This is a genomic window from Paenibacillus sp. FSL H3-0321 (assembly GCF_038002865.1).
Taxonomy (GTDB): Bacteria; Bacillota; Bacilli; order Paenibacillales; family Paenibacillaceae; genus Paenibacillus_AQ.
The window spans coordinates 43,052-66,739 of sequence record NZ_JBBODH010000002.1; the positions used below are offsets into that span (position 1 = coordinate 43,052).

Genomic DNA, 23,688 nt, shown 5'->3' on the forward strand with positions numbered 1-23,688 from the left:
AATCTTCGAAGGGGCCTCTCCGATTTTGGATTGGCCCCTATTTAAGATCACACAGTATAAGTAAATGCTGCTCAAGCATTTGCTCAAGGCGCTCATCGGACAACCTCCCGGGCTGCATGAGCTGATGCATGGCCAACCCGTCAATCAGCGCATACAATTTCTCCGCTTCCAGATCAATATCGAGCTCCGGCTTCGCCGCCTTTTGTTCCACTAATGTTGTAATAACAAACATCGAAACCTTGTACACCTCTTCCTGCATACGGTCGTTCAGTTTCGATAACTCTGGATAGATCAACACCTTGGCATTAAAAGAAAACCAAACCTCGCTTTCCATAATTCTCTCTTCATCCAGCGGAATCAGTTGCAGCAGCAGACGTTTCATATCCTGCAGCAGGTTGCCCTCCGGCTGGAATCCCTCCACCCGCTGTTCAATTCTCGCAAGAAAAAGATTCATGCAAAATGCGAACAATTCTGCCTGCGTAGAGAAATAATGACGCATCGATCCTACCGATAAACCGGATTCCTTTGCGATATTACGGACAGTGGCTTGTTCAAGACCCGAGTTATGTATAATTCTCAGAGCGGCGTCGGCAAGCCGTTTTCTTTGTTTCTCATGATCAACTTTTTTTGGCATATCTCTATTATACCTGCTTATCTTTTTATAATACAATGTGCTATAATGTTTTATATAATACGTTTGTATTAAATAAAACATCGAAAGAGGAGCAATATTTTATGACTATTCAACCACAACAACCGAAGAAACGATCCAAAAAAAAGATCTGGAAAAAGGTAACTCTTACCCTGCTCACCTGCATAATTTTACTGCTCGGGTCGGGATTTGCTTATGAATGGTTGGCATCCAGAAATGCAGAACAGAAATACCAGCCTCCCGGCAAGCTGGTTGATGCAGGCGGATACAAGCTGCACATTAACAAATTGGGGCAGGGCTCCCCAACCATTATTCTTGAATCCGGAAGCGGTGAAACCAGTTTGTCCTGGAGGGATATTCCTGAGAAGCTGTCCGAATTCGCAACTGTTGTGAGCTACGACCGAGCCGGATATGCTTGGAGTGAAAAAGCGCCTACAGCACGCACGGGAGAAAATATCGTTCGTGAGCTGCACACGGCATTAGAACGGGAGGGAATCGACGGGCCTTACCTGCTAGTTGGGCATTCTTTGGGTGGGATGTATGCCCGGTTATTCGCTGATACTTACCGGGATGAGGTTGCTGGTATGGTACTGATTGATGCCAGACCGGAAGATGACGAGCGTGAGACCAAACCTATCCTGACTGCTGAAAAATTCGCGGGCAATCCCCCAGCATCAGTCTTGCAAGTGTTGAAACTATCAGGCGCTATGCGTATATTCCAGGATGTGCTGCTGGATGGTCTGGTTGCGAAAGAAGATAGAGGGCAGTTCATAAATGTCATTTCAAAGCCTAGTTACTTCAAAGCTAAAGAACAAGAAGGAAATCTGGCACATACCACAGAGGACGCTATTCGGGGTCAAGACCTCGGTTCTCTTCCGGTAAGAGTCCTGTCACGAGGAATTCCTCAGGATTATGCAGGCTTTGGCTTCTCCGAAGCTGCCGGTAAAAAGCTGGAAGATATCTGGCAAAAGGGGCAGCGCAAAATGTTGAACCTTTCCACAGACAGCAAGCAGACTGTCGCAACCCATAGTGGACATATGATTATTCACGACGAACCTGATCTCGTCATTCAGACGATCCGCAGCTTGCTGACACATCTACAGTCACCATCCCCTCAATAATTCACATTATGCTCACGGGCCCGGACCGGGTCCAGGTCCGTGACCATATATTGAGACGGCCATGAAATCCGGCTATTTATAAAAAACAACCCTACACCGTGTTCCGGCTCCGGCCCTGCTAGTAATCTCAATCTCGCCTCCGAGCAATTCTACCAATTTGTTCACAATGGACAACCCCAGACCGGTGCCTCCGTACTGCCGTGAACGTGATTTCTCTACTCTGTAGAACCGGTCAAAGATATACGGAAGCTCCTCCTCAGGAATGCCAATCCCCGTGTCCTCGACGATAAATACAGCTGAGTCTACGCGAAAATCCAGCTGGACGCTCACCTCTCCTGCATCGGTATAACGGATTGCGTTTTCCAGCAGATTCATTACAATTTGCTCCATCCGTTTGCCATCCCCTTGCAAACCGAACGGTTCACCGGTACAGCTGGAATTTAGCTGCAATCCTTTTTCTTTAGCAGTGAGTTCGACTTTGCGGACCGCCTGATCGACGAGCAGCGCCAAATCGACCTCTTCCAGATTCAGCGGTATTTTCCCCTCCTCCATTTTGGCCAATTCGAACAAATCGTCTACCAGATGTTGAATCCGGTGCGCCTCTTGGTCGATGATGTCCAAGTAGAGTATTTTTTCTTCTTCCGTCTCATACAGCCCTCCCTTAACCACCTTGGCATACCCCTGGAGATAGGTGATCGGTGTTCGCAGCTCATGGGAAATATTAGCGAGAAACTCCTGGCGTGTATCCCTGTAGTGCTGCAGATTCATAGCCAAATCGTTGATGGCACCAGCAAGAAAGCCAATCTCATCGTTACCGCTGATCGTGAGCCGCGTTTCCAGTTCACCAGCCGCAATCTTGCGCGTAGCCTTCTGCATTTGGACAAGCGGACGCGATAATATGCGGGCGATGAACCAAGTGATGCCCAAAGCAAGCAAAAAGGCGCCCAGACCAGACAGCAGCAGTATATCTCTCACCGTAGACAGGGAATGTTCCATATTCTCCGTGGAAGACATCACATAAAGTGCTGAAGTAATAATGTCACCGCTTGAGATGGGTTGTCCCGTAACAAAATAACGGTAGCCGGACGGGTCTTTATACAAGAAACTCACCCTTTGTCCGGTAAAAATAGCTTGCATATCCTGATCCCGGATAAAGGAGCGATCTGTAGAATCATGAACACCGGAGTGCAGCATCACTTTGCCATCCAAGGAGATATTAAAGATGCTGACATTGGAAAATTCCGCAAAGGACATCATCATTTGACCGTTCGTGGTATCTTTGGATTCGGCCATCGCTGTGAAATGGGAGGCCAGCTCCTCCGCTTCCGTCTGCATTTCCTGGTAATAAAAGCTTGTAAACATCCGGTCTATCACTATCCCGAGTGAGAGCAGAACAATCAGAAACACCGACATAATCACGACACCCAGCTTAAAGCCGATGATGTTGTTTTTCATTCGACATTACCGGGAATCTGGAATTTATAGCCGAGCCCCCACACGGTTTGCACCGGAACATAGGAAAGACCTGCCTTCAGCAGCTTCTCGCGGATATTCTTAACATGCGTATCAATAACCCGCGTCTCACCGCCGTAGTCATTGCCCCAGAGCTGTTCCACCAATTCTTCCCGCGTAAACACGCGCTGCCCGCTGCGCGCCAGCAAATGCAGCAGATCAAATTCCTTCTGTGTAAAAAGGATCCTCTCACCTTGAACCTGTACTTCTCGTGCCTGCGGATAAATCCTTAACTCCGGGTACTCCAGCACCTGCTCCTGTGACGCGGAAACCCGGAACATATTCGAACGCCGCAAGAGGGAATGGATTCGCGCAAGCAATTCTTCCGGTTCAAACGGTTTGGTTAAATAATCATCCGCACCGATGCCCAGCCCATGTACTTTATCTTTCGTTTCAGACCGTGCGGTAAGCATCAGAATGGGCGTCTGACTGCTCTCCCTTACCGCCCGGCAGACCTGCCAGCCATCCATATCAGGCATCATTACATCCAGCAGGATCAGGTCGAAGTTATGTTTCTCTATCATGGACAGGGCTTCGCGCCCGGTGGAGGCTTCCTTAGTAGCAAAACCCTCCTGCAGCAAATAAATGCGCAGCAAATTCCGCATGTTCCATTCATCGTCAACGATGAGAACCTGTGCTTTGGACAAGCTGTTCACCCTTTTCGTGGCCTATATATATTGAACTTATAATTCTTCTATTTTGGGATCGACCGTGACTACAGAGAATGTTTGGACTTCCGCCACTTTTCCCTAATTGTAATTCTCAAGTTCAATCTATACAGTTTCTTTATTCTTTTTTCAATTATACCTAAAAACAAAGAACAAGCCGACCACGGATGTCCGCAGCCAGCCAGCTTGCTTTAATGCCCCGAATGGGGATTGTCTCCAGAGGCGGAGGTGATTTCGAGCATGTCATCTATTTCGCTCTGTGTATTGCTGGTTATTGTGCCGGTATCGCCGGTTAGCCAGGCATGGTTATAGGGACCTTCTGCCGGTGAATCCTTGAACTTGGGCTGAAGCTCCATCATATAATTCATGACCGAATCCGGTAGTCCGTCTTGTTCCGTAAAGATTAACGGTGCATGTTTTCCCAAATGGGAGAATGGCGCAGCGGCGATAGCCAGCATGGTGGAATCCTTCGTCAATAAGGATAGGTTATGGCCCGGAGTCGTGATACCCCAGCCGAAGCCGCTTACCTCATCCTTGAATTTGGCAAAAGCAATCGCATTCGCATAAGGATCATCACCGGAGATGCGAGTTACTGTACCATATGCTCCCAGCTGCTCCTCGACTTTTACCGAGACAACAGAAGCTGGGCCTAGAAGGTAAATGGCAGCATTGCCGCCGCGCTTTTTGAGCGCCTCTGCCGTGGAGGCCGGGATATCATCCTGCGCTACGTATAACAAAGGCTCAGGCATATGCGCAATCCAGTTGACTGCAGGCAGCGTATATTCGGGGCTGTCCATTGAGCCGATAATCACACTCTGCGGCAGCTCGCCGGATACTTTGGCATAATAAGCGTCAATCGCCTGAGCTACAGCAGCAGGATCTTCGCCTTCTATCTTGTCTACCTCCAAATCCAGTGCCTTAAGCTGCTCTTCCACACCGTCCGCGACGGGTCCGACCAGTACGACCTGGATGCCCGCATTGCTCTCGGCACCCAGCGGATTCAGCCGTTTAAGCTCTTCCAAGGTAACCTCCGGAACGCCGTCTTTGCTCAAGAACAAGACCGGCCCGTTACTCGGATGGTGGATTAAGTCAGTACTCACTGCAGCAATTTGCCAGTTATCCGCATTGGTTAGGACTACGCTTGCAGGCCGGTTGGCTTTGGTTTCTGCCGTCCATAAAGACCGGGACACCAGTACCGCTGCCTGAACCGGGTCCGAGGTATTGATCCGGGTCGTGTTTTTGGTCGCAATCCAGGACATAGAAATTGCGGCAGAAGGATTCTGTTCACTTTGCGGAGCTGCTGATTCCTTATCCGATTGACAGGCGGTCAGCACCGTACCAAGCAGCAATGTCACAGCGCTTAATTGTATGATTTTCTTCATGTGTATCCCTCCATTTCATAGCTATCACGGATACTTAGAAGTTTACCCATCAAATGTGTAGAAAGAATGTGGAATTCCAACAATTTAAGAATGAGTATTAAGTTGGAATTGGTGCAGCCTAAAAGTGAATAAAAAAAAGCTGAACGGAAAGTGCTCCGTCCAGCTGATCCTGATCAAGCTTCTTCTATACTTACCAGTGCTTCGCGATAAAAGTATCACGGCCGGACTGTTCCCGGTCTTCCTTATAATGCTTCGGGTTCTTCTTGTGATAATCCTGATGATAGTCTTCTGCCGGGTAAAAGACCGGTGCGGGCAGGATTTCCGTAACGACAGGTCCCTCGAAACGCCCGCTGGCCGCTACCTGTTCTTTGGAAGCCAAAGCTGCCAGTCTTTGCTCTTCATTATAATAAAACACCGCAGTCCGGTACTGCGTTCCCCGGTCCTGGAATTGTCCTCCGTCATCAGTCGGGTCAATCTGCGGCCAGAACAATTCAAGCAGCTTATCGTATGGGAAAAGTGCCGGATCAAAGCTGATCTGCACTACCTCATAGTGTCCTGTAGTGCCTGTCTTGACCTGTTCATAGCTTGGATTCTCGACTGCCCCCCCGGCGTAGCCTGATACAATTCCGTGTATACCCGGCAATTCTTCAAAGGGTGTAACCATACACCAGAAGCAGCCTCCTGCAAACATTGCCTGTTCCATACCTGTAATCCCTCTCCCTATCTATAAATCTCTACATACTATAACGTATGTTAAGAAGATAAGGTTAAATCTGCCTAAAGTCAATTTGAAGGAGCGGTCTGCCAAGGATGAGTCTTTTTTTCAATCCCGGAGGAGCTGTATATACCTGCGATCAGTTCCAGTGTTTTGAGTCCTTCTGAGCCGTCAATCCAGAATGGTCTTCCTTCGCGGACATGGTCATAAAAGTCATGAATCAGTCTTTGATGCCCCGTTCCCCAATACGACTTGCCTTGAATACCTGACACCCCCGGCTCACTGAGCAGCGTTTCCCGGCCGTCCTTCCACAGATACAGGCAATCCCTCCGCAGCAGCAGCGTTCCTTGTTCGAACGCTATTTCCAGCTCTACGGGTGAGTTAACAAGGTAGGCATTGCTGCCGTAAAAAAGTCCTCTGACCTTATTCCTGAAGTTGATGCAGGCATGTGCCGTATCCTCCACTTCAATAACTCCGTCCAAGACATCTGTGCTTACGCTCCCCTGCACTGATGAGATCTCACCGCCGAACCATTGCAGCAGATCCAGCGTGTGGATCGTCTGGTTGATCAACACCCCACCGCCCTCTGAGGTCCATTTCCCCCTCCAGTTGCTCTCCTTGTAGTACTCAGGTGACCTGTACCAGGTGACAACCCCCTTCATACATACAAGCGGCCCCAGCACGCCGGATTCAATGGTCTCCTTAATCTTGATAGAGGGTTCATTGTAGCGGTTCTGAAATACGATGCCGAGCTGGCCTTTGCTGTTCTCCGCAGCTTTCAGCATGCGCTGGGCAGAAGGCAGGTCAACCGCCATCGGTTTTTCTGTTAAGACATGTTTACCCGCCTCCAGCAGATCGACCGCCATCTGCGCATGCAGATCATGCGGTGTACACAGGTGGACGATATCAATATCAGATCTGTTCAAAAGCTCCTTATAATCTGTTAGCGCGCCGCAGCCATATTCTTCTCCAAATGCTGCCGCTTTGGCCACATCAATATCTACGGCTGCCAGCAGTTGTCCCCCTGATTGTGCCGCGATCGCCTTGGCATGCAAGGGAGCTATTGCTCCGCAGCCGATTATGGCTGCTCCAAGTATTGTCATCTTGTGCACCTTCCAATCTTATTTCCGTTCCTATCAGGCCTTTATGAGTGTCTCGGGCGTAAGATTTACCGCTTGGGCCTGAGCTTCCAGGCATAGCTCCGCCGCTTTGAAGACATGCTGCTGGGTCATAGCAAATTCTGTCCGTTGCAAGCAATCCAGTATCAGCTCGCCAAAGAACGGAAAGCCGATTTTGCCGGAAACATGCTCATAATGCTCTCCTTGACGGTCTGCCCAATAGACATGATCCGTTGTGTTGGAGCGGGCAATATCGCTGTATTTGCGCAGCTCGATATACCCTTCCGTTCCCATAATGATCGTTCGGCCGTCACCCCAGGTGCCCAGTCCGTCCGGTGTGAACCAGTCGACACGGAAATATTGCGTCGCCCCGTTGTCGCCGACAAGTGTTGCATCGCCGAAATCCTCCAGCTCAGGGTAAGCAGAATTGTTGTAGTTGGCAACCTTGCTGTGCAGTACCTTGGCATCGCGGCAATCCGCATAATACAGGAATTGTTCAATCTGGTGACTGCCGATGTCGCAGAGGATTCCGCCATATTTGTCCCGCTGGAAGAACCACTCCGGACGGCTTGGTGCGCTCAAGCGGTGAGGGCCCATTCCGATGATCTGAAGCACACGGCCGATCACTCCCTGCCGAATCAGCTGTCCGGCATACACCGCACTCTCCACATGCAATCTTTCGCTGAAATAAGTCATGTACTTTTGCCGCGTCAATGCAGTCTGAGTCCGCGCTGCTTCCAGCTGTTCCATTGCCGTAAACGGCGTTTTGTCAGTGAAATAATCCTTCCCGTGTGCCATCACCTTGAGTCCGAGCGCCCCTCTCTCGGAAGGAACCGCGGCCGCTGCAATGAGCCGGACCTCGGGATCCTCAAGAATTTCTTCGGCGGAGCGTGCGGCTTGAACACCAGGATAAGTGCTGACAAAGGTTTTCACCTTCTCTGGATCGGGATCAAAGACCCATTTCAACCGGGCTCCTGCTTCGACCAGACCATTGCACATCCCATAGATATGACCGTGATCCAGCGCCATCGCAGCGATCATAAATTCACCCGGTTTTACAACCGGTCTAGCTTCATGAGTAGGTGCATACATCATTCCGTCTTTTCTGCTCATCTTCAACCCTCCCGGTCACAGCTTCGAAATCAGGTATTTGAGGCTGATCTCCAGACTCTCGAAAGGATCGCGGCGGCAGACATCCTGCTCAACAACAAACCATTCCACACCCGTTTCACGGCCGGCCTCAATAATAGCTTCATAATTCATGTTTCCTTCACCGATCTCAGCAAAAACCTGTCCCCTGGAGATGATAGCCATATCCTTCAGATGCATGACCTGCATCCGGCCCTTTACCTTGTGAACCCAGTCCACAGGATTGGCTCCCCCGGCTTGAACCCAATACATATCCAGTTCAAAGCCGAACACCTCGGGATCGGATTCCTGCAGCAGCACTTCCATACCCGTAACCCCATCAATCCGTTCGAACTCAAAATCATGATTATGATAAACGAATTGCAGGCCATGCTCCTCCTTCAGGGTCCGCGCAATTCCGGAGGCAAGTTTGGCAAATGTCCGATAGCCCTCCTGGCTGCTCTGATATTCTCCCGGCAGTCCGCCGAGACCGATGTATTTGCAATTCCACAGCTTATGTTCTGCAGCCAATGCGTCCAGGTCATTCACCAGCCGGTTCCACGGCACATGGGTCGCGCAGATGGTCAGCCCAGCTTCATCCGCGTATTGTTTGACCAGCTGCGGATCAATCGGACCAATTCCGGAAATTTGCACAGCCTGATAACCCATCACTTTCAGCTTCTGGAAAGCAGCCCTTAAATCCTCTGCAGTCTTGGTAAAATCACGTAGTGTGTACATTTGTGCAGCTATTGTAGAACGTTGCATATGAGCAATTCACTCCTTATAAAGTTTGTCTGTCCTATAATTACATTAATGAGTACCTTTTACGTCAAAAGCCCGCTGCTCTACAGCTTCCTTCCGGAAGGTAGAGCTCTCCACCCGTTCCATGAGCTTCTCATGAAACAAATCACTATCAATCGGAAGCTCAACCCAATTGTCAGTCCAAGCGGACAAGTACATTGCATTCGAAAGTGTCAGGCCGCGAATTCCCTCTTCCCCGGGAGCGAGCAGCGGTTCGTCATGCAGAATAGCATTGGTGAAGTTGCGCAAGATTCCCTTGTGCTGTTCTCCTCCGCCTTCTGGAACCGGAATCTCACATTTCCAGCATTCGGGTCTTCCGAAGCCTTCGGCAAATTCGGCATTGAACTTCGGCTCCGGGATGCGCAGACGCCAGAAGGTCAACTTGCCGTTCTCCACGACGATTTTTCCGTTATCCCCATTGATTTCAAATCGGTCGGTTCCCGGCGCCTCCCCGGTAGTGGTGATGAACAGGCCTGTTGCTCCGTTCTCATATTCGACATAAGCGGTTACATCATCTTCCACCTCAATATTGCGGTACTTGCCAAACTGGCAGAATGCACGCACACGTTTCGGCATCATTCCGGTTGTCCATTGCCAAAGATCCAGCTGATGCGGGTCCTGGTTCAGCAGCACCCCGCCGCCTTCTCCAGCCCATGTAGCCCGCCAGCCACCGGAGTTGTAATAGCTCTGCGAACGATACCAGTCAGTAATGATCCAGTTGGTGCGGCGGATCTCACCCAGCTCACCGGACTGAATCAGCTCTCTCAGCTTCTGATAGAGCGGGTTGGTCCGCTGGTTGTACATAATGCCGAATTTTCGGCCACTTTGCGCAGCGGCTTCGTTCATCTCCTGCACGGCTTTCGTATATACACCGGCGGGTTTTTCAATTAATACATGATAGCCGTGCTTCAGCGCCTCGATCGCAAGCGGCGGATGATCATAATGCGGTGTGGAGATTAATACGGCATCAATACTTTTGGAGGCAAATAATTGAGCAGGTGTGCTGAACCTGAGCACCGTATCAGGCAAGTGCTCTGCCGCCCACTCCAGGCGTTCGGGGCTTGTATCACAGACAGCTGCCAGCTCAGCCCCTTTTACTTCATGAATCAGATCGAGCGCATGGGCCCGGCCCATATTTCCAACTCCAATAATTCCATAACGAACCTTCTTCATCCTACGAATCACTCCTATGTGAGTTATGATATGAGAATAACCCTATTTCCAGACAGTGAACATGACCGGAATTAAGGTTTTTTTGTACATAATTAAGATGTTTTAGTTAAATGAAAGCGGTATACTGGATTTATTACACATTAAAGGAGTTATATGATGAATCAATCCGGCAACCTTACAGGAGCGTTACTGCAGAACCTGACTGTCACCGTTACCCATGCCCACTTAAGCAGCAGATACCCCGGATGGAACCGCTTGAATGAGACGCCATCCTTTAACAGGCTTTATTTCATTGATGGCGGCGAGGGTAAGGTGATCCTGAACGGGCAAGCCCATTATCCGCGCCCCGGCCAATTGATGATCATGCCGGCAGGCTCGACGCAAACTACAGAAACCTCCCCTGACAATCCCTATAAGCGGTACTTTTGTCATTTTGATGCCCATATCGGAGAATGGCCCTTGTTTCATACAGGCAACAAGCTGTACATATGCGATGTTGCGGAGCCTGATGCCATACGGGAGATTTTCACGGAGATGATAATACGGTTTCCGGAAGAGAACCTGCTCTCCACCATGCGGAATCAAGCCGCACTACTACATATGCTAGCGCTCTGCCTGGAGGACGGCGGATATTCCGATTTCATGGGTGAGCTGGCTCATACCAGTGGTCAAAAACAGCTAGCGAACGTCCTGCAATACATTGAACAGCGCCTTACGCAGCCTATGGAGGTAGAAGAACTGGCCGAGCTGGTTCATCTGCATCCGAACTATTTCATCCCCTACTTCAAGAAATACATGGGGGTTCCGCCCATGCATTATGTGCAGCTCAAGCGGATGGAGCTGGCCAAACGGCAGCTTTCTTATTCCACTTCCAGCATTTCCGATATCGCCGCGCAGGTAGGCATGGAGCTGGCCCATTTCTCGAAATATTTCAAGAAATCTACCGGCGTATCTCCCTCTGCCTACCGGAACAGCACTAGGTAGATGGGAGAACCGGTCTATGCGAGTCCAAGGAGATGAACCAGCAGAAATCCAAGTCCTGAGAGCAGTAACGAGCCGATTAAGCCAGCCAGCAGCGGTTTTTTACCCATTAAGGCAAAGGTCTTGATATCCACACCAAGCCCGAGTCCTGCCATCGCCATGGCCAGCAGCATATACGCCAGGATAATCAGATCAGCCGTTACTTGTTCAGGGATTATTCCCAGTGTATTTACACCGCTCATCAGCAAAAAACCGCCGATAAACCAGGGAACCTGAAGTTTCCTCCACTGAATTTTGGAATGCGCAGGCTGTACAGCCGCCACTTGCCCCCTACACTCCCTTTCTGCTTTACGCTGTCTATAGGCTTCCCAGACTCCGATAGCAAGAGCTGCCGGAACAAGCATCGCTACCCGAGTCAGCTTCACGATCACTGCGAGGTCTGCAGCCTTTTCACCGATGGGGGCGGCAGCGGCGATCACATGCGCTACTTCATGAAGAGTGGCTCCGGCAAATATCCCATACCCTTCTGGACTAAGGGACAACACCGGATAAATTAACGTATAAACCAGCGTAAATATCGTCCCCAGCACAGCTACCGTTGCCGCGCTTATTGCGGTCTCATTGTCCGAGGCCTTTAGTTGGGGAGAGATTGCCGCGACGGCTGCCGCTCCGCATATGGCAGTTCCGCAAGCGGTCAGCAGTCCAAGTGTCCTATCAATTTTCATCCATTTGCAGAGTCCATAAACGGTGAACAAAGTAAATACAATATTAATCACGGCAATCGCCAACACCTTGGGACCGGCCTGCACAAGTTGAAACAGGTTCAATCTCATCCCGAGCAGGATGATCCCTGCTCTGAGCAATCTCTTGCTGGAAAAGCTGATGCCCGGCACCGCCTGCTGCGGTACCCCTCCTGCTGTACGAAGCAGAACTCCTAACAGAATGGCAATTACCAGCTGGCCCATGATGCCAAGGTAAGGCAGCAGCGCCAAATATTTGGCTGCTATGGCCAGTAGTCCTGTAAGCAGGATTCCTAGAATAAATCCGCTGTATTTATCGTTCAAGCGCTGAAGCTGATGTGCATGATTCATCTCAAACCACTCCCTGTTTACGTTCAATTACGTCGCTAACTTGTAACCTCACTATAAGTGCAGCCAGCAGGGAAGTGAAATACGTCTTTGCTATCTCTATCATTATAAATACTTATGATTGATGGTAATAACTATGTTAAAATTGATAATAAACGGCCATGTACAAAGAATTCCAAGGCTAATAATGAGGTATAATTATGTTAGTAGATGCATTACGTGTATTTGCAACAGTTGCTGAACAGCGCCATTTCTCCCGTGCCGGAGAGCTGTTAAACCTCTCCCAGCCCGGCGTGAGTCTGCATATCCGCAACCTGGAAAATGAACTGGGAACCAAGCTGCTTCACCGTTCCCCGAAGGAAGTCCGGCTGACAGAAGCGGGAGCTATCCTCTATAAACATGTGAAACAGATCCTCTCGCATTATGAAGAAGCAGGCAGGGAAATCCAACTGCTGCGCGATGAAGTCACCGGGAGTATTCATATCGGGGCCAGCTTTACGATTGGAGAGTACATCCTGCCTGGCAGAATTGCCGAGTTCGCCAATCAATACCCGCAGGTGAATCTGCAGGTCACGATCCACAATACCGAGGAGATTATTGCCGCCATTAAATCGAACATCCTTGATATCGGGTTCATTGAAGGCGAAACGTCGGACCATGAGCTGTCCGTGATTCCCTATATGAAGGATGAAATGATCATTGTAGCTCCGTGTAGTCATCCTCTCTCAGCAGCTAATGCCGTTGATAAAGACATGCTCCAGAATCAGGTATGGGTGCTGCGGGAGCCTGGCTCCGGCACCCGTGCCTTCAGCGATCATTTTCTGCAGCATGCCCAAATCTCCCATAAGCGGTCTTATATATTCAACAGCAGTCAGGGGATTAAGGAAGCCGTCTCGGCTGGATTAGGAATCGCCATGCTCTCGAGATGGATTGTGCGTAAAGAGCTCGCCCGGGGCGAAATCAGCGAGCTGCGGATCAGGCATCAGCTGCTGGAGAGAAATTTCTCAATCATCAGCCGTAAGGAAAACGCTGCTACCATGGCCATAACCGTCTTTATCGAGAAGCTGCTTGCACCGGTTAATCCAGACCGTAAACCGCCAGTCTAATTCTCATAGACAACATTTTTTCAGGAAAGCAAAAAACCTGAACCCTTGTTCGAGGGTTCAGGTCATTTAGGCATACATAAACTTAAGACTCAACCAGTACTCCATTCTCCAGATGCAGCACGCGGTCACACCATTCCAGCATCCGTTCATCGTGGGTTACCATGACTGCCGCTTTCCCCTCACTCTTCACTTCGTCGGCAATCATCCGCACCACTTCCTTGCCCCGCTCATAATCAAGGCTTGCAGTAGGCTCATCTGCGAACAAAATCGCCGGCTTGTTCATCCACGCTCTGGCAATCGCCACCCGCTGCTTCTGTCCGCCGGACAGCTGCTCGGGATAGTGGTTACGGCGCTCCCAAATGCCTAACCGTTTGAGTAAATACGCAGCCCGCACTTTGGCTTCTTTGGTGCTGAGCTTCGCCAACTTGGCTACATAGAGCAGCTGTTCCTCAACCTTTAAATAAGGCAACAGCTGTGCGCTTTGAAACATAAAGCCGATTTTTTGCAGCCGCAGTTCGGTTAGTTCGCTCTTTGCCTTATTGCCCAGTGGCTCTCCGTCAATAAGGATCTCCCCGCTTGTTGGTGTCAGTAGAGCTCCAGCCGCCGAGAGGAAGGTGCTTTTTCCTGAGCCCGAAGGACCCAGAACAGCTACAAATTCGCCGGCATTGACCGTCAGATCAAGGTTCTTCAAGACCGACATCGTGCTGTCCCCGTCTCCATAGGTTTTGGTCACTTGCTTCATGATTAATTTGGCACTCATGCTCCAGCCCTCCCTATCGCTTCCAATGCATCTACCTTAGCAACACTTGCTACAGAAATAAGTGATCCCAGCAGAGACATACCTATAAACAACACGCTGGTTAAAATAATCGTCGAGCTCTCCAACTGAAACGGCATCGAATCCGGCAGCCCCTTATTCATACCAAAGGTCAGCAGCAGGCTTATTGCCAGACTGGCTACGGACAGTATCATTACCTGCCCTACCACACTCCAGGCAAGATAAGACATTTTGGTGCCCATGGCCTTCAGGATACCGAACTGGCTAGTCTTCTGGATCGTGATCACATAGAAGAATACCGCCAGTACAACGCCTGCTATGACAAACAGGAACACAATCATCATCATCAGTGAATTCTGCTCCGCCGAATATCCGGGTACACTGGAGATCGCCTGTTTTTGCGTGATGACCTCCACATTGTCCAGTTTGGCGGTAATTTCATCAGCTTGTGCAGAAGATGCGCTGAGCGCTATAACATTGTAAGGCACAGACTGTGAATCAGCCTTCTCCTGCCGTGCCCCTTGTTTCATTTCACGCCAGTCCAGATTATTGATATAGACGACCGGGGTATGACTGTAAGAACTGTCATCCACAAATCCGGATACTTTCCAGGACATCCCTGAAGCCTGATCAACGATGGTGCTTCCCAGGGTAATTCCCGACTGAGCAAGCTGGGAGTCTACAACAGCGCTGCCCCCGGCTTCATTTGATATCCCGGTTCCCTGCACCACCTTTGGAGCAAGCATACCATTCATATCGACGGCAAAAAAAGTAATGTCCGCCTTCGCATCCCCATTGTCCGATGTAACCGTGCTCGTCTGGACCGCAAGCGGTGTTGCTTTATCTTCGCCCACAACTGAACGTGCCGCAATCAGCTCGGCATCACTTAATTGAGAACGTCTGAAGGCATGATCGGCGTCGCCCTGGACGACAAAATGGTTAGCCGGCATATTCTCCACCGCTGAAATATTGGCATAGGCAAGTCCTCTGGCCAGCCCGGTAACAAACAGGACGAGAAAGGACACCAGTAGCATGATGACCATGATAAGGCTGTAACGTGCTTTGGAATGCCTCATTTCCCTTAAAGCTAAAAACATAAAACCACTCCCTCTGCTCTGTATAACCACAGTGTAGAGGATGAAAATGAACGGAGTATGAATAAACAATTACAGAAGCGGCAGATTCACGGTGAAGGTGGTGCCTGTACCGACCGTGCTGGATACTTCAATAGTGCCACCGTGCGTTTCGATGATTTTCTTCGCGATAGACAGTCCCAGCCCACTGCTGTTGCTGTCACGGGTACGCGCCTTGTCCACTTTGTAAAAGCGGTCGAAGATCATCGGCAGCTCTGCGGCTGATATTCCTTCCCCAGTATCCGCTACTGTAACTTTACAGCTGCCCCCGGCGGCTTCCGCGGATAGGGTGATGGTTCCACCTGAGGGAGTATATTTGATCGCGTTGGACAGCAGGTTCATCCACACCTGATACAGCAGATTCGTATCTCCAAGCAATATTATATCCTCCACATGCAGTCGAACCGCCAGCTCCTTCTCCGTCAGTCTCCACTCCATTATCTGCACCACCTGGCGCAGCTGCGCACGAAGATCAAAGCTCTTCTTCTGCAGCGCATTCTCGTCATAATCCAGGGAGGACAGGGTGAGCAGCTGTTTGCTGAGCGTCGAGAGGCGGCGGCTCTCCCCGTCAATAATGGAGAGGTACTCCAGTCTCTGGTTCTCCGGCAGTGCAGAATCTTTAAGCGCATGGGCAAAGCCCTGAATGGAGGTCAGCGGCGATTCGATCTCATGCGAGACATTGGCGACAAACTCCTGACGCGCCCGGTTCGTCCGCTCCAGCTCCTGGCTCATGATCATAAAATGGGAGGCCAGCTGGCCGATTTCATCCCGCCGCCGGGTATTGAGCCGGATGTCGTACCTTCCTTTGGAAATCCTTTTCGTAGCGGCAGTCAGCCTCGTAATCGGTTTAACCACATGCAGCACGGTAACGAGGACAAACCATAGACTGAACAGAATACTTACCCCAAGCAACACGGCAAAAAAGATCCGCAGCTCCCCAAACTGCACCTCGGCATCCGGACGCATAAACAAGGCATAGGTCTGACCGTTGATATGCACCGGCAATCCAATCGAGTTGCTGAGCTGATTATCAAAAAAACCGGTCACAAATACCTGGCTCGGGAACTCCGCCACTCCATGGTAGACCTCTCCGGCTAGCACGTTTTGCAGCACATCCTCGCCCAGATCATTTTTGCGGAAAGGCAAGCCATAAAACTTCTCGTCGCCCTGACCATTGGACAAGTATAATTTATACCCCAGGGATGCCGTACTTAGCAGATATTCTCCCACCGCATCGGGATGGTCCTGGACAAACTGCTGCAGACCTATCGCCATTTTCGTGAGTTTGGCATCATTCTGCGGTTTGATCTTGACCTGATAATAGAAGTTGGATGCGAAAAATCCCATAAAGCTGCTTATCAATATAATTGAGCAAAACAGCACACTCATCCGTACATAAAGCGACTTCATGCGTTCACCATCTCCACTTTATAACCGATTCCGCGCACCGTGCGGATCACAAAATCCTCTTGATAGTCAGCAAACCGCTGGCGCAGACGTTTGATATGCACATCCACCGTCCGTTCGTCGCCCTCGTAATCCGCTCCCCATACCAGCTCAATCAGCTCGCTGCGCGAGAACAGACGCCCCGGATACTGCGCTAGCTGCGCCAGCAGCTCAAATTCCTTCACCGGCAGCAGCAGCACATCGTTACCGTTACTGATTTCATAATTTTTGCGGTCGATCACGAGCGAGTTGAGGCGGATCTTGTCATCGGAGGCTATCGAATAGCGGCGGAACAGCGCTTTGATGCGGAACAGCAGCTCCTCTGGCTCAAACGGCTTGGTCACATAATCATCCGTCCCCCGCAAATAGCCCTGCTCCTTATCGCTTAGCTGCTGCCGCGCCGTCAGGAGAATAATCGGAATGTCATACGTTTCGCGTATGTACTGGCACAGCTCCAGCCCGTCCATTTGCGGCATCATTACATCCACGACAGCTAGATCCACCGTGCTCTCCTTCATCAGCCCTACCGCTTCCCGGCCATCACCTGCTTCAACGACCAGATACCCTTCCCGCGTCAATACATGCCGCAGCAGTGTACGGATATTTAGATCATCATCGGCAACCAATATCTTTTTCATCTGAACACCTCTCCCATATCCCTTCTTAGCTGTCACCATAGTAGCAACATTGCTGCGTTAAGACAACCGGGAGTCCGGCAAGCTGGCTTTCATTATGTTCTAAATTACTGAAAATCGTCACACCGCATGTTAATATTAAGGCACTGTTACGACTTTAAGAGCTGCATGAATATTTAGCTTGATCATAAGAGGAGGGTTTTTCTTGCATCCAATAACAGCAATTGAAATCACAGCCTCAATTATTTTTGTCATTGTTATTTTTGTTATAGCAGTGCTTTTACCAGATAAGATTAGGAAGATCAGTTTAATTACAGCAGGTTCGATAACTGTACTATTGCTTGTATTTTTTGCAGTTCGTCCCTATTGGCTTGATTATCAAGTATCAAAAAGGACAGAACAACTTAACCAATATTTAGAGGTAAAGTATCCTGGTGAAGAGTGGGAAATTAGCCGGCAAGCAGGAAGACAATACAACCCTTATCACCTGGAGGTTCGCTTCAGCAACGAAAAAGACTGGATATATATCTATTCCGTAATAGATGCGGAGAATATCCACCAGAGTGTATGGGGAGTCCCAGGAGCCATGGCTCCCAGTGACGGGAAGCATTATGAATTATATCCATTAGAAAAATAGTATAGACTAAACAAAAGGCACTATACTGTCTTGCAGCGAAGTGATGCTCCGCCCCATTAATTGTTCCAGGTCATTCGAAGTAGAGACCGTATCAATCTTCTTCAGAAAAGAATAAATCCAGTGCTGAACGCCGGCATCCTCCCGATGTGTTATCGGCTTGCCTGCCAGCGATGTCAGCGCTGCTGCAAGATCACTGAAGCTCCACGTATGTGGTGCAGCCAGCTCATAAATCCGATTGCTGTGCCCGGAGCCGGCAAGAACGGCGGATGCAGCCAGGGCCAAATCTTCGCGTGGAATGGAGTTGAACCGAAAATCCCCCGGATGTGTAATCAGCTCACCGCTGCGGATAGCTTCTTTTAATCCAAGCACATTCACGAAATCAATATATAATGCATTGCGGAGAAAGGTGTACTCTAGGCCGGAATCCAGAATCACCCGCTCTGTAAGCGTATGGACATTGCCGGAAGCAACATTAACCTGTTGTTGCGGGAAGGCAAAGCCGGTATAGAGGATATGCGAAACGCCTGCTTTGACTGCTGCTTCAATAACCCGTTTGTGCTGGGCAAGGCGAATGCCGTCATCAGTATGTGAGCTTGAAATTAGCAGCAGTTGGGATATATCATGGAATGCAGCTTCCAGCCCTTCCGGGACATCATAATCGGCATAACGTATTTCTATTCCTTGACGTTGTAGTTCTATAGCTTTGTCCGGATGGCGGGCACCTGCAACAATCTGCTCCTGTGGCATTTTTAGCAGCAGATTATCAATAATCAGGCGTCCTAATTGGCCAGTTGCTCCCGTAATCATAGTCTTCATCGGTTTGCACCCTCTCTTTGGTTCACGGAATTTAGTTAAGCTATTAACTATATAAGCAAAAAAAATGTTACGTATCTCTACTATCAGATTAATGTTAAGATGAGAATTTCACCGGTCGCTTTATACCTCCAAATTTATATAGAGCGGTTCAGTTTGTGCAGCAATGACATCAGCTCCAGCAGTTCCTTTTCATCCAGCCGCTTCATGACTTCGGCAACCGCCTGACGGTTCTCCGGAAGATGCTCTTTCAGCAGTGCGCGTCCGCTACCTGTGATCGAAATGACCGATTTCCGGCCGTCCGTAGCATGGCTTGCCCTGCTGATCAATCCGTTCTTCTCCAGCGGCAAAAGCAGCAGGCTGATATTGGCTTTGGTCACGCCAATTTTCTCAGCAAGAACCGAAGGCAGCATAGTTCCGCCGTGCTTGGCGATTTCCACCAGAACACGGATACGCGCTCCGTTCAGACCCTGATTCTGCCAGTATTTCTCGGATACCGCTACGACATTCGCAGTTGCCTCAACCAATGTGAAGAATGCCTCCGTGTATAGCGGCTGCTCCATTACATATCTTTGTAGATCGTCGTCCATAAATTCCGCTCAGCTCCAATTAGTTAATAACTTAACTACTTCAATGTACGTGAATCTACCGCATCTGTCAATCCTATAACAGTTCTAATAACTGCTGATTCCGATAACTATTTTGAGTTTACTTCTGCTCTTCCTTGCTTTTTTGCAGCCTTCTTTAAGATCAGCAACGAATACAGTCTTCCCTATCCATATCCTCAGGTACAGCGAATGGAAATGGATCGGCCGGTTAATCCCCTGCTGCTCCGTCTCCGTTCCATCCTCCAATTCTGTTTCCGTTCTGACTATCCACCGGTTGCCGATTCCAAATTCTATGTATTTCAAGACTAACACTCCTTAGACATGATTAACCCCCGCAGCTACTCCATTGAAGCCGCAGGGGTTCTATTTTGGGATTGGTCGTGACTACATGTAATTCTCAAGTTCAATCTATATAATGTCTAATGTTTAATTCACGTACAGCTTAAATAAGCACTGTCTGTGAAGACAGCGGTTCTTCACTGTACTGTTTGCTGCCCTCCAGCAAAACTTCCAGCTTGATCAGCTCGGAGCGGCTGGCCAGACGGATCGGCGGCCCCCAGGTGCCATAGCCGGAGGAGACGATTACATGCATTTTCTCCTTAAGCAGATAGCCCCAATCCAGCTCAAAGAGGCGTTTGGTAATCCAGTGATTAGGCGCAATCTGTCCGCGGTGTGTATGTCCGGATAACAGGATATCCACCCCTGCCTTTGCTGCAAGGTCAAAACCGGTAGGCTGATGGTCCATCATGATTACAGGACGGGAGAGATCCAGACCTTCCAGCAACGAAGAGACACTAAGTCTGCCGCCTGCCTCCATAGCTTCCGCGGTTTTATCTTTCCGGCCGACAATATAGACGCCCGCAGTTTCCACCACTTCGTCCTGCAGAACTTTGATACCGATGCTATCCATCAGCTCAGTATACTCTTTGATCGAGCCGCCGTAATATTCATGGTTTCCCAGTACGGCATACACGCCATAACGGGCTTTAAGCAGCTTTAACTGTTCACTCATTCCATTGCGGATAAACGGCTCGATACTGTCATCCAGCACATCTCCGGCCAGCAGGATAACATCCGGCTTCATGTTGTTGATCTCGGTGACCATTTTGCGCAAATGACGGTTGCCTACAATATTCCCCAGATGCAAATCCGAAGCAACGGCTACTGTAAGGGGTGCGCTTGTTCCAATGGATTTATCAATTTTGATCGGATGAGTGCGTACAATAGTGCTCCAGGCATTCCGTGAACCCCAAATGAGGAAGATAGCCAGTAACAGAACCAGCGTCGCTCCTGCTTCATAAGTAAATGCCGAACGGTTAACCCCCATAAGTCCCAGCACCCAATAGAGCAGATCAGTCAACGGCAGCACAATTACCGCAAACTCCATGCAGGCCAAATAGTAGGACCCGATCACTTTGAAGAATCTGGCAGCCGGTTTCACAGCCTTTGGCCAGGGCACCATTCCGATCATATAGGCAAAAGCAATAACCATAAACACCGTCCAGTAGGCACCTGCTGAAATACCCGGCAGCCAATTCTCCAGTAAAACCCAGAGATGAAGACCGATGTAGAAATTAACCAATCCCAATACAAGCAGCACTCCAGCTCCGGAAAATAGCATGCGCAGTATTTTCATTCAACCACTCCTTTAGCGTACAGCTCATATCTATACGTTCTACCTCAAATCATATCATAAAGTATTAGCCGAGTATAAACTGTGCCGGAGCATTGTAATAAATGAGAGGGTCTACCTCCCAACAGTCAAGCAACATAAAAAAGAAAATGCCCTGCGGCATCTTCATGATCTATCTATGTAAGTTATACAGCCTTATTGCCTTTGGCGGCAATGCAATCACCGATCAGCCTGTCACATTTGTGGATATGGTTGATCAACCAGTCCGTCAAGGTGCGGTTCAGTTTGATTGTGGACAGTACGGATACGCCCTTGGTCTTTATGCTTTCTTCTAGTTCAAGCACGGTCTTCACGAACTCGGCATGAGTCTTCTGGTGCTCGGCAAGCTCAGGGAAATCAATCTCTGACATCAACTGCTCTTCATTGCCAAAATGCTCAAGGGTATAGTCTTTAAGGAATTTCAGTGTTTCTTCAATCTTTTCTTTGCCTTTCTGATTCGTGCAAGCATCAAAAAATTCATTAAGCTTCACAAGCAGCTGTCTGTGCTGGCAATCAATCTTCTCCACGCCGATATCATACGAATCCTTCCATTCAATCATGTACTCACTCACCTTATCCTTTACCATAATTTGCATATTTAGAGACATATCTAATTCTCCACATTTCCGCAAGAAAGTTCTGTTAACAACATCACACGACAATATGTAACAAATTTCTTTTGGGTTGACGAAAAAAAGCGCAAGCCTGAAGGCTGCGTATCAGAAGTTATTGCAATTTCTCGCTAAAAGATCAATACTTATCTCAGTATTTACAGGAAATAAATCTCAGAGGACAGAGGTGCACGATATGTTCAGCAAAAAAGCTCCAAAGCAACGTATATTTGTTCCGAAATCGTCAGGGCTCGGCTGGGGATTAAATCCTAATCACCCGCTGTCCTGGATGGCAGCTTTTGGTCTGCTTGTACTGGTAATCTATCTAACGATTAGATAGTAGTGAGAGTAAACTCCTCGCGAAGATTCGTCAGGATTTCCCCCAGCCAGTTGGTGCCGCGCCAGGTAGTTCTTCTTCGTATCCTCGGATCCTCTTCCGTTAAGCCCACACCCCAGATCCGGTCCGTCGGACTGGCCTCTACCAGCGTGGTGCCTTTCGTATCCAGCAGCGCTTGCAGCAGGTCCTCGTTCTGAATAAACTTCTCCCAGTTTCCTTGATAGACAATCTCTTTGCAGTGTTGTTCCCAAATGGTTTTGTCGAAACCTCTCACCTGACGCCCCAATGCCTTCTGCTCTCTGGGAGTTGTGGCCCGCAAGATTTTCAATCCCAGCTCTTCATCCTTAAACAATTGTGCCTTACTGTACATCATATACTGCTCAGTGCTATTAAAGTGAAGCTCTCCCACCGTGAAACGGCAGGGATACCATTGTGAGAATGGTGAGCCACTGCGGTAAAAATAGGTGAATTTCTCCATCTTGCTCTCTCCTCATATCATTGATTGGAAGCCCGGTTCATGTTATATCGGTACAGCTTAGAGGGACGGTGTCCGGCATCCCTGGTGAAATCCTCAGTTTCCATCACACGGTCAGCAATCTTCCGGCGGAAGGCGGCGGCCAGCAGCTCTTTGCCCAGAATGATTTCATAGACACGCTGAAGCTCCGACAAAGTGAACAGGGGCGGCATCAGATTAAAAATAATATCCGTATATTCAACCTTGCCGCGCAGGCGTTCGATCGCATATTGAACCATCATTAAATGGTCAAAGGCGAAGCCTTCACTCTGCACGATCTCACGTTGGATCTTGCTGACATGGCCTTGAACGGATTCGGTAACTTTGACCACTCCTGATAAAGTCACCTTATCACTTTGCAGAGTGATCTTGATGAATTGGTCCTGCTCATATCCTTGCTCCAGCTCTCTGCGGCTTGCTTCGAGGATCTCATGTGATACCTCGAACCAGGCAGCATCAGCCGCATCATCCCCCGCCTGCACATTCAGTGCGGTACGATCAACCAGAGCCATATAGGAACAGCTGATAACCCGCATCCGCGGATCGCGCTGCACCTCTCCCCAGGTATACAGCTGTTCCATATAGATATTGTCTATATTCGTTTCTGTGAACAATTCCCGGCGTGCCGCTTCATCCAGGCTTTCATGTACACCGACAAAACCGCCAGGCAACGCCCATTGTCCCAAATAAGGATGTTCGCCCCGTTGAATCAGCAGCAGCTGCAGTGATTTCTCGGAAAGCTTCCGGTAATTATTCTGTTCCCGTTCCATCACGGTAAAAATCAGCATGTCGACCGTTACGGATGGACGTTCATACACTCCAGCATCATATGTTTTTAGGAATTGTTCCTCAGTTATACCGTTGCGGTCAGTGACCGGTTGTTTTGACATAGCCAAACTCCTTTGCAGCTGCGGATTTAATTATTATCTTTTTGTTAATATCATAATGTTATTATATACATATACAAGACGTATAAGTCAAGTATTAGAGTGTTCATGCAGGAAATTGCAATACGCTACAATAAGGGTCCTGCCCGTAGGCTATATTGCAAAAAAAGCC

At 49.2% G+C, this 23,688-nt stretch carries 26 protein-coding genes; 5 read left to right on the plus strand and 21 right to left on the minus strand.

All coding sequences use genetic code 11. The features are described 5' to 3' along the window. Positions 1–37 precede the first annotated feature (37 nt). Positions 38–634, minus strand: a complete 597-nt coding sequence (locus MHI45_RS34895; RefSeq protein ID WP_076109325.1) for a TetR/AcrR family transcriptional regulator — start codon at positions 632–634, stop codon at positions 38–40. A 101-nt stretch (positions 635–735) separates the two neighbouring features. On the opposite strand from MHI45_RS34895, the gene MHI45_RS34900 reads away from it, so the two are divergent. After that, a complete protein-coding gene (locus tag MHI45_RS34900; protein ID WP_076109324.1) occupies positions 736–1,773 on the plus strand; it encodes an alpha/beta fold hydrolase in 1,038 nt (345 codons plus the stop codon). Between the two features lie 72 nt (positions 1,774–1,845). On the opposite strand, the gene MHI45_RS34905 is transcribed toward MHI45_RS34900, so the two are convergent. The 8 genes from MHI45_RS34905 to MHI45_RS34940 form a co-directional block, all read right to left on the minus strand. Then, a complete protein-coding gene (locus MHI45_RS34905) occupies positions 1,846–3,228 on the minus strand; it encodes a sensor histidine kinase (RefSeq protein ID WP_341118748.1) in 1,383 nt (460 codons plus the stop codon). Further along, a complete protein-coding gene (locus MHI45_RS34910) occupies positions 3,225–3,932 on the minus strand; it encodes a response regulator transcription factor (protein WP_341118747.1) in 708 nt (235 codons plus the stop codon). Before MHI45_RS34910 ends, MHI45_RS34905 begins: the two co-directional genes overlap by 4 nt. Positions 3,933–4,144: 212 nt before the next feature. Next, positions 4,145–5,335 (minus strand): cell wall-binding repeat-containing protein, encoded by a 1,191-nt coding sequence (locus MHI45_RS34915; protein ID WP_341118746.1) that lies wholly within the window; start codon positions 5,333–5,335, stop codon positions 4,145–4,147. A 190-nt stretch (positions 5,336–5,525) separates the two neighbouring features. Continuing rightward, positions 5,526–6,038, minus strand: a complete 513-nt coding sequence (gene msrA, locus MHI45_RS34920; protein ID WP_076109321.1) for a peptide-methionine (S)-S-oxide reductase MsrA — start codon at positions 6,036–6,038, stop codon at positions 5,526–5,528. 80 nt (positions 6,039–6,118) lie between these two features. Beyond that, on the minus strand, positions 6,119–7,153 hold the full coding sequence (locus tag MHI45_RS34925; protein WP_341118744.1) for a Gfo/Idh/MocA family protein: 1,035 nt from the start codon (positions 7,151–7,153) through the stop codon (positions 6,119–6,121). A gap of 33 nt (positions 7,154–7,186) precedes the next feature. Next, entirely contained in the window at positions 7,187–8,281 is a 1,095-nt protein-coding gene (locus MHI45_RS34930) for a Gfo/Idh/MocA family protein (protein ID WP_340898465.1), read from the minus strand. 15 nt (positions 8,282–8,296) lie between these two features. Then, positions 8,297–9,061 carry a sugar phosphate isomerase/epimerase family protein gene (locus MHI45_RS34935; RefSeq protein ID WP_341118742.1) on the minus strand — a complete coding sequence of 255 codons (765 nt, stop codon included), beginning with the start codon at positions 9,059–9,061 and terminating at the stop codon, positions 8,297–8,299. 45 nt (positions 9,062–9,106) lie between these two features. Further along, entirely contained in the window at positions 9,107–10,270 is a 1,164-nt protein-coding gene (locus MHI45_RS34940) for a Gfo/Idh/MocA family protein (protein WP_341118741.1), read from the minus strand. A 156-nt stretch (positions 10,271–10,426) separates the two neighbouring features. Between MHI45_RS34940 and MHI45_RS34945 the strand changes: the two genes are divergently transcribed. Beyond that, positions 10,427–11,254 (plus strand): helix-turn-helix domain-containing protein, encoded by an 828-nt coding sequence (locus MHI45_RS34945; protein ID WP_076109316.1) that lies wholly within the window; start codon positions 10,427–10,429, stop codon positions 11,252–11,254. Between the two features lie 14 nt (positions 11,255–11,268). Here MHI45_RS34945 and MHI45_RS34950 read toward each other — a convergent pair whose 3' ends face one another. Beyond that, positions 11,269–12,342, minus strand: a complete 1,074-nt coding sequence (locus tag MHI45_RS34950; RefSeq protein ID WP_341118740.1) for a YeiH family protein — start codon at positions 12,340–12,342, stop codon at positions 11,269–11,271. Positions 12,343–12,539: 197 nt separating this feature from the next. Here MHI45_RS34950 and MHI45_RS34955 point away from each other — a divergent pair, with 197 nt between their 5' ends. Continuing rightward, positions 12,540–13,445: a LysR family transcriptional regulator gene (locus MHI45_RS34955; protein ID WP_341118739.1), complete on the plus strand. Its 906-nt coding sequence runs from the start codon at positions 12,540–12,542 to the stop codon at positions 13,443–13,445. 82 nt (positions 13,446–13,527) lie between these two features. Here the strand turns inward: MHI45_RS34955 and MHI45_RS34960 are convergent, their stop codons facing one another. The 4 genes from MHI45_RS34960 to MHI45_RS34975 form a co-directional block, all read right to left on the minus strand. After that, a complete protein-coding gene (locus tag MHI45_RS34960) occupies positions 13,528–14,205 on the minus strand; it encodes an ABC transporter ATP-binding protein (protein ID WP_076109313.1) in 678 nt (225 codons plus the stop codon). Then, on the minus strand, positions 14,202–15,320 hold the full coding sequence (locus MHI45_RS34965; protein WP_076109312.1) for an ABC transporter permease: 1,119 nt from the start codon (positions 15,318–15,320) through the stop codon (positions 14,202–14,204). Before MHI45_RS34965 ends, MHI45_RS34960 begins: the two co-directional genes overlap by 4 nt. 69 nt (positions 15,321–15,389) lie before the next feature. Beyond that, entirely contained in the window at positions 15,390–16,766 is a 1,377-nt protein-coding gene (locus tag MHI45_RS34970) for a sensor histidine kinase (RefSeq protein WP_076109311.1), read from the minus strand. After that, positions 16,763–17,440: a response regulator transcription factor gene (locus MHI45_RS34975; RefSeq protein WP_076109310.1), complete on the minus strand. Its 678-nt coding sequence runs from the start codon at positions 17,438–17,440 to the stop codon at positions 16,763–16,765. Before MHI45_RS34975 ends, MHI45_RS34970 begins: the two co-directional genes overlap by 4 nt. 202 nt (positions 17,441–17,642) lie before the next feature. Between MHI45_RS34975 and MHI45_RS34980 the strand changes: the two genes are divergently transcribed. Then, on the plus strand, positions 17,643–18,074 hold the full coding sequence (locus MHI45_RS34980) for a hypothetical protein (protein WP_076109309.1): 432 nt from the start codon (positions 17,643–17,645) through the stop codon (positions 18,072–18,074). 6 nt (positions 18,075–18,080) lie between these two features. On the opposite strand, the gene MHI45_RS34985 is transcribed toward MHI45_RS34980, so the two are convergent. The 5 genes from MHI45_RS34985 to MHI45_RS35005 all read right to left on the minus strand — a co-directional run bounded on the left by MHI45_RS34985 (position 18,081) and on the right by MHI45_RS35005 (position 21,775). Continuing rightward, positions 18,081–18,890, minus strand: coding sequence for an NAD(P)H-binding protein (locus tag MHI45_RS34985; RefSeq protein ID WP_076109308.1), 810 nt, complete (start codon positions 18,888–18,890; stop codon positions 18,081–18,083). A gap of 134 nt (positions 18,891–19,024) precedes the next feature. Then, the gene (locus MHI45_RS34990) at positions 19,025–19,477 is read right to left on the minus strand and encodes a MarR family winged helix-turn-helix transcriptional regulator (protein WP_076109307.1); all 453 of its coding nucleotides are present in this window, start codon (positions 19,475–19,477) and stop codon (positions 19,025–19,027) included. Positions 19,478–19,561: 84 nt separating this feature from the next. Next, complete coding sequence (locus tag MHI45_RS34995; protein ID WP_076109306.1) at positions 19,562–19,798, minus strand: DUF3977 family protein; 237 nt, start codon at positions 19,796–19,798, stop codon at positions 19,562–19,564. 139 nt (positions 19,799–19,937) lie between these two features. After that, a complete protein-coding gene (locus tag MHI45_RS35000; RefSeq protein ID WP_076109305.1) occupies positions 19,938–21,131 on the minus strand; it encodes a metallophosphoesterase in 1,194 nt (397 codons plus the stop codon). Positions 21,132–21,313: 182 nt separating this feature from the next. Further along, entirely contained in the window at positions 21,314–21,775 is a 462-nt protein-coding gene (locus MHI45_RS35005; protein ID WP_256718031.1) for a bacteriohemerythrin, read from the minus strand. A gap of 199 nt (positions 21,776–21,974) precedes the next feature. On the opposite strand from MHI45_RS35005, the gene MHI45_RS35010 reads away from it, so the two are divergent. Continuing rightward, a complete protein-coding gene (locus MHI45_RS35010) occupies positions 21,975–22,118 on the plus strand; it encodes a DUF5808 domain-containing protein (RefSeq protein ID WP_179091680.1) in 144 nt (47 codons plus the stop codon). Here MHI45_RS35010 and MHI45_RS35015 read toward each other — a convergent pair. Then, positions 22,111–22,593 carry an NADAR family protein gene (locus MHI45_RS35015; protein ID WP_076109304.1) on the minus strand — a complete coding sequence of 161 codons (483 nt, stop codon included), beginning with the start codon at positions 22,591–22,593 and terminating at the stop codon, positions 22,111–22,113. The genes MHI45_RS35010 and MHI45_RS35015 overlap by 8 nt on opposite strands. Before the next feature lie 17 nt (positions 22,594–22,610). Next, entirely contained in the window at positions 22,611–23,519 is a 909-nt protein-coding gene (locus MHI45_RS35020) for an NUDIX hydrolase (protein WP_076109303.1), read from the minus strand. Positions 23,520–23,688 lie beyond the last annotated feature (169 nt).

What these genes read in the sequence shown, in the direction of transcription:
- MHI45_RS34915 (WP_341118746.1), bottom strand. Translation starts at nt 5,335, where the DNA reads ATGAAGAAAATCATACAATTAAGCGCTGTGACATTGCTGCTTGGTACG.
- MHI45_RS34895 (WP_076109325.1), bottom strand. Translation starts at nt 634, where the DNA reads ATGCCAAAAAAAGTTGATCATGAGAAACAAAGAAAACGGCTTGCCGAC.
- MHI45_RS34905 (WP_341118748.1), bottom strand. Translation starts at nt 3,228, where the DNA reads ATGAAAAACAACATCATCGGCTTTAAGCTGGGTGTCGTGATTATGTCG.
- MHI45_RS34955 (WP_341118739.1), top strand. Translation starts at nt 12,540, where the DNA reads ATGTTAGTAGATGCATTACGTGTATTTGCAACAGTTGCTGAACAGCGC.
- MHI45_RS34940 (WP_341118741.1), bottom strand. Translation starts at nt 10,270, where the DNA reads ATGAAGAAGGTTCGTTATGGAATTATTGGAGTTGGAAATATGGGCCGG.
- msrA (WP_076109321.1), bottom strand. Translation starts at nt 6,038, where the DNA reads ATGGAACAGGCAATGTTTGCAGGAGGCTGCTTCTGGTGTATGGTTACA.
- MHI45_RS34930 (WP_340898465.1), bottom strand. Translation starts at nt 8,281, where the DNA reads ATGAGCAGAAAAGACGGAATGATGTATGCACCTACTCATGAAGCTAGA.
- MHI45_RS34985 (WP_076109308.1), bottom strand. Translation starts at nt 18,890, where the DNA reads ATGAAGACTATGATTACGGGAGCAACTGGCCAATTAGGACGCCTGATT.
- MHI45_RS35005 (WP_256718031.1), bottom strand. Translation starts at nt 21,775, where the DNA reads ATGTCTCTAAATATGCAAATTATGGTAAAGGATAAGGTGAGTGAGTAC.
- MHI45_RS35020 (WP_076109303.1), bottom strand. Translation starts at nt 23,519, where the DNA reads ATGTCAAAACAACCGGTCACTGACCGCAACGGTATAACTGAGGAACAA.
- MHI45_RS34990 (WP_076109307.1), bottom strand. Translation starts at nt 19,477, where the DNA reads ATGGACGACGATCTACAAAGATATGTAATGGAGCAGCCGCTATACACG.
- MHI45_RS35010 (WP_179091680.1), top strand. Translation starts at nt 21,975, where the DNA reads ATGTTCAGCAAAAAAGCTCCAAAGCAACGTATATTTGTTCCGAAATCG.
- MHI45_RS34925 (WP_341118744.1), bottom strand. Translation starts at nt 7,153, where the DNA reads ATGACAATACTTGGAGCAGCCATAATCGGCTGCGGAGCAATAGCTCCC.
- MHI45_RS34975 (WP_076109310.1), bottom strand. Translation starts at nt 17,440, where the DNA reads ATGAAAAAGATATTGGTTGCCGATGATGATCTAAATATCCGTACACTG.
- MHI45_RS35015 (WP_076109304.1), bottom strand. Translation starts at nt 22,593, where the DNA reads ATGGAGAAATTCACCTATTTTTACCGCAGTGGCTCACCATTCTCACAA.
- MHI45_RS34965 (WP_076109312.1), bottom strand. Translation starts at nt 15,320, where the DNA reads ATGTTTTTAGCTTTAAGGGAAATGAGGCATTCCAAAGCACGTTACAGC.
- MHI45_RS35000 (WP_076109305.1), bottom strand. Translation starts at nt 21,131, where the DNA reads ATGAAAATACTGCGCATGCTATTTTCCGGAGCTGGAGTGCTGCTTGTA.
- MHI45_RS34970 (WP_076109311.1), bottom strand. Translation starts at nt 16,766, where the DNA reads ATGAAGTCGCTTTATGTACGGATGAGTGTGCTGTTTTGCTCAATTATA.
- MHI45_RS34950 (WP_341118740.1), bottom strand. Translation starts at nt 12,342, where the DNA reads ATGAATCATGCACATCAGCTTCAGCGCTTGAACGATAAATACAGCGGA.
- MHI45_RS34960 (WP_076109313.1), bottom strand. Translation starts at nt 14,205, where the DNA reads ATGAGTGCCAAATTAATCATGAAGCAAGTGACCAAAACCTATGGAGAC.
- MHI45_RS34935 (WP_341118742.1), bottom strand. Translation starts at nt 9,061, where the DNA reads ATGCAACGTTCTACAATAGCTGCACAAATGTACACACTACGTGATTTT.
- MHI45_RS34945 (WP_076109316.1), top strand. Translation starts at nt 10,427, where the DNA reads ATGAATCAATCCGGCAACCTTACAGGAGCGTTACTGCAGAACCTGACT.
- MHI45_RS34900 (WP_076109324.1), top strand. Translation starts at nt 736, where the DNA reads ATGACTATTCAACCACAACAACCGAAGAAACGATCCAAAAAAAAGATC.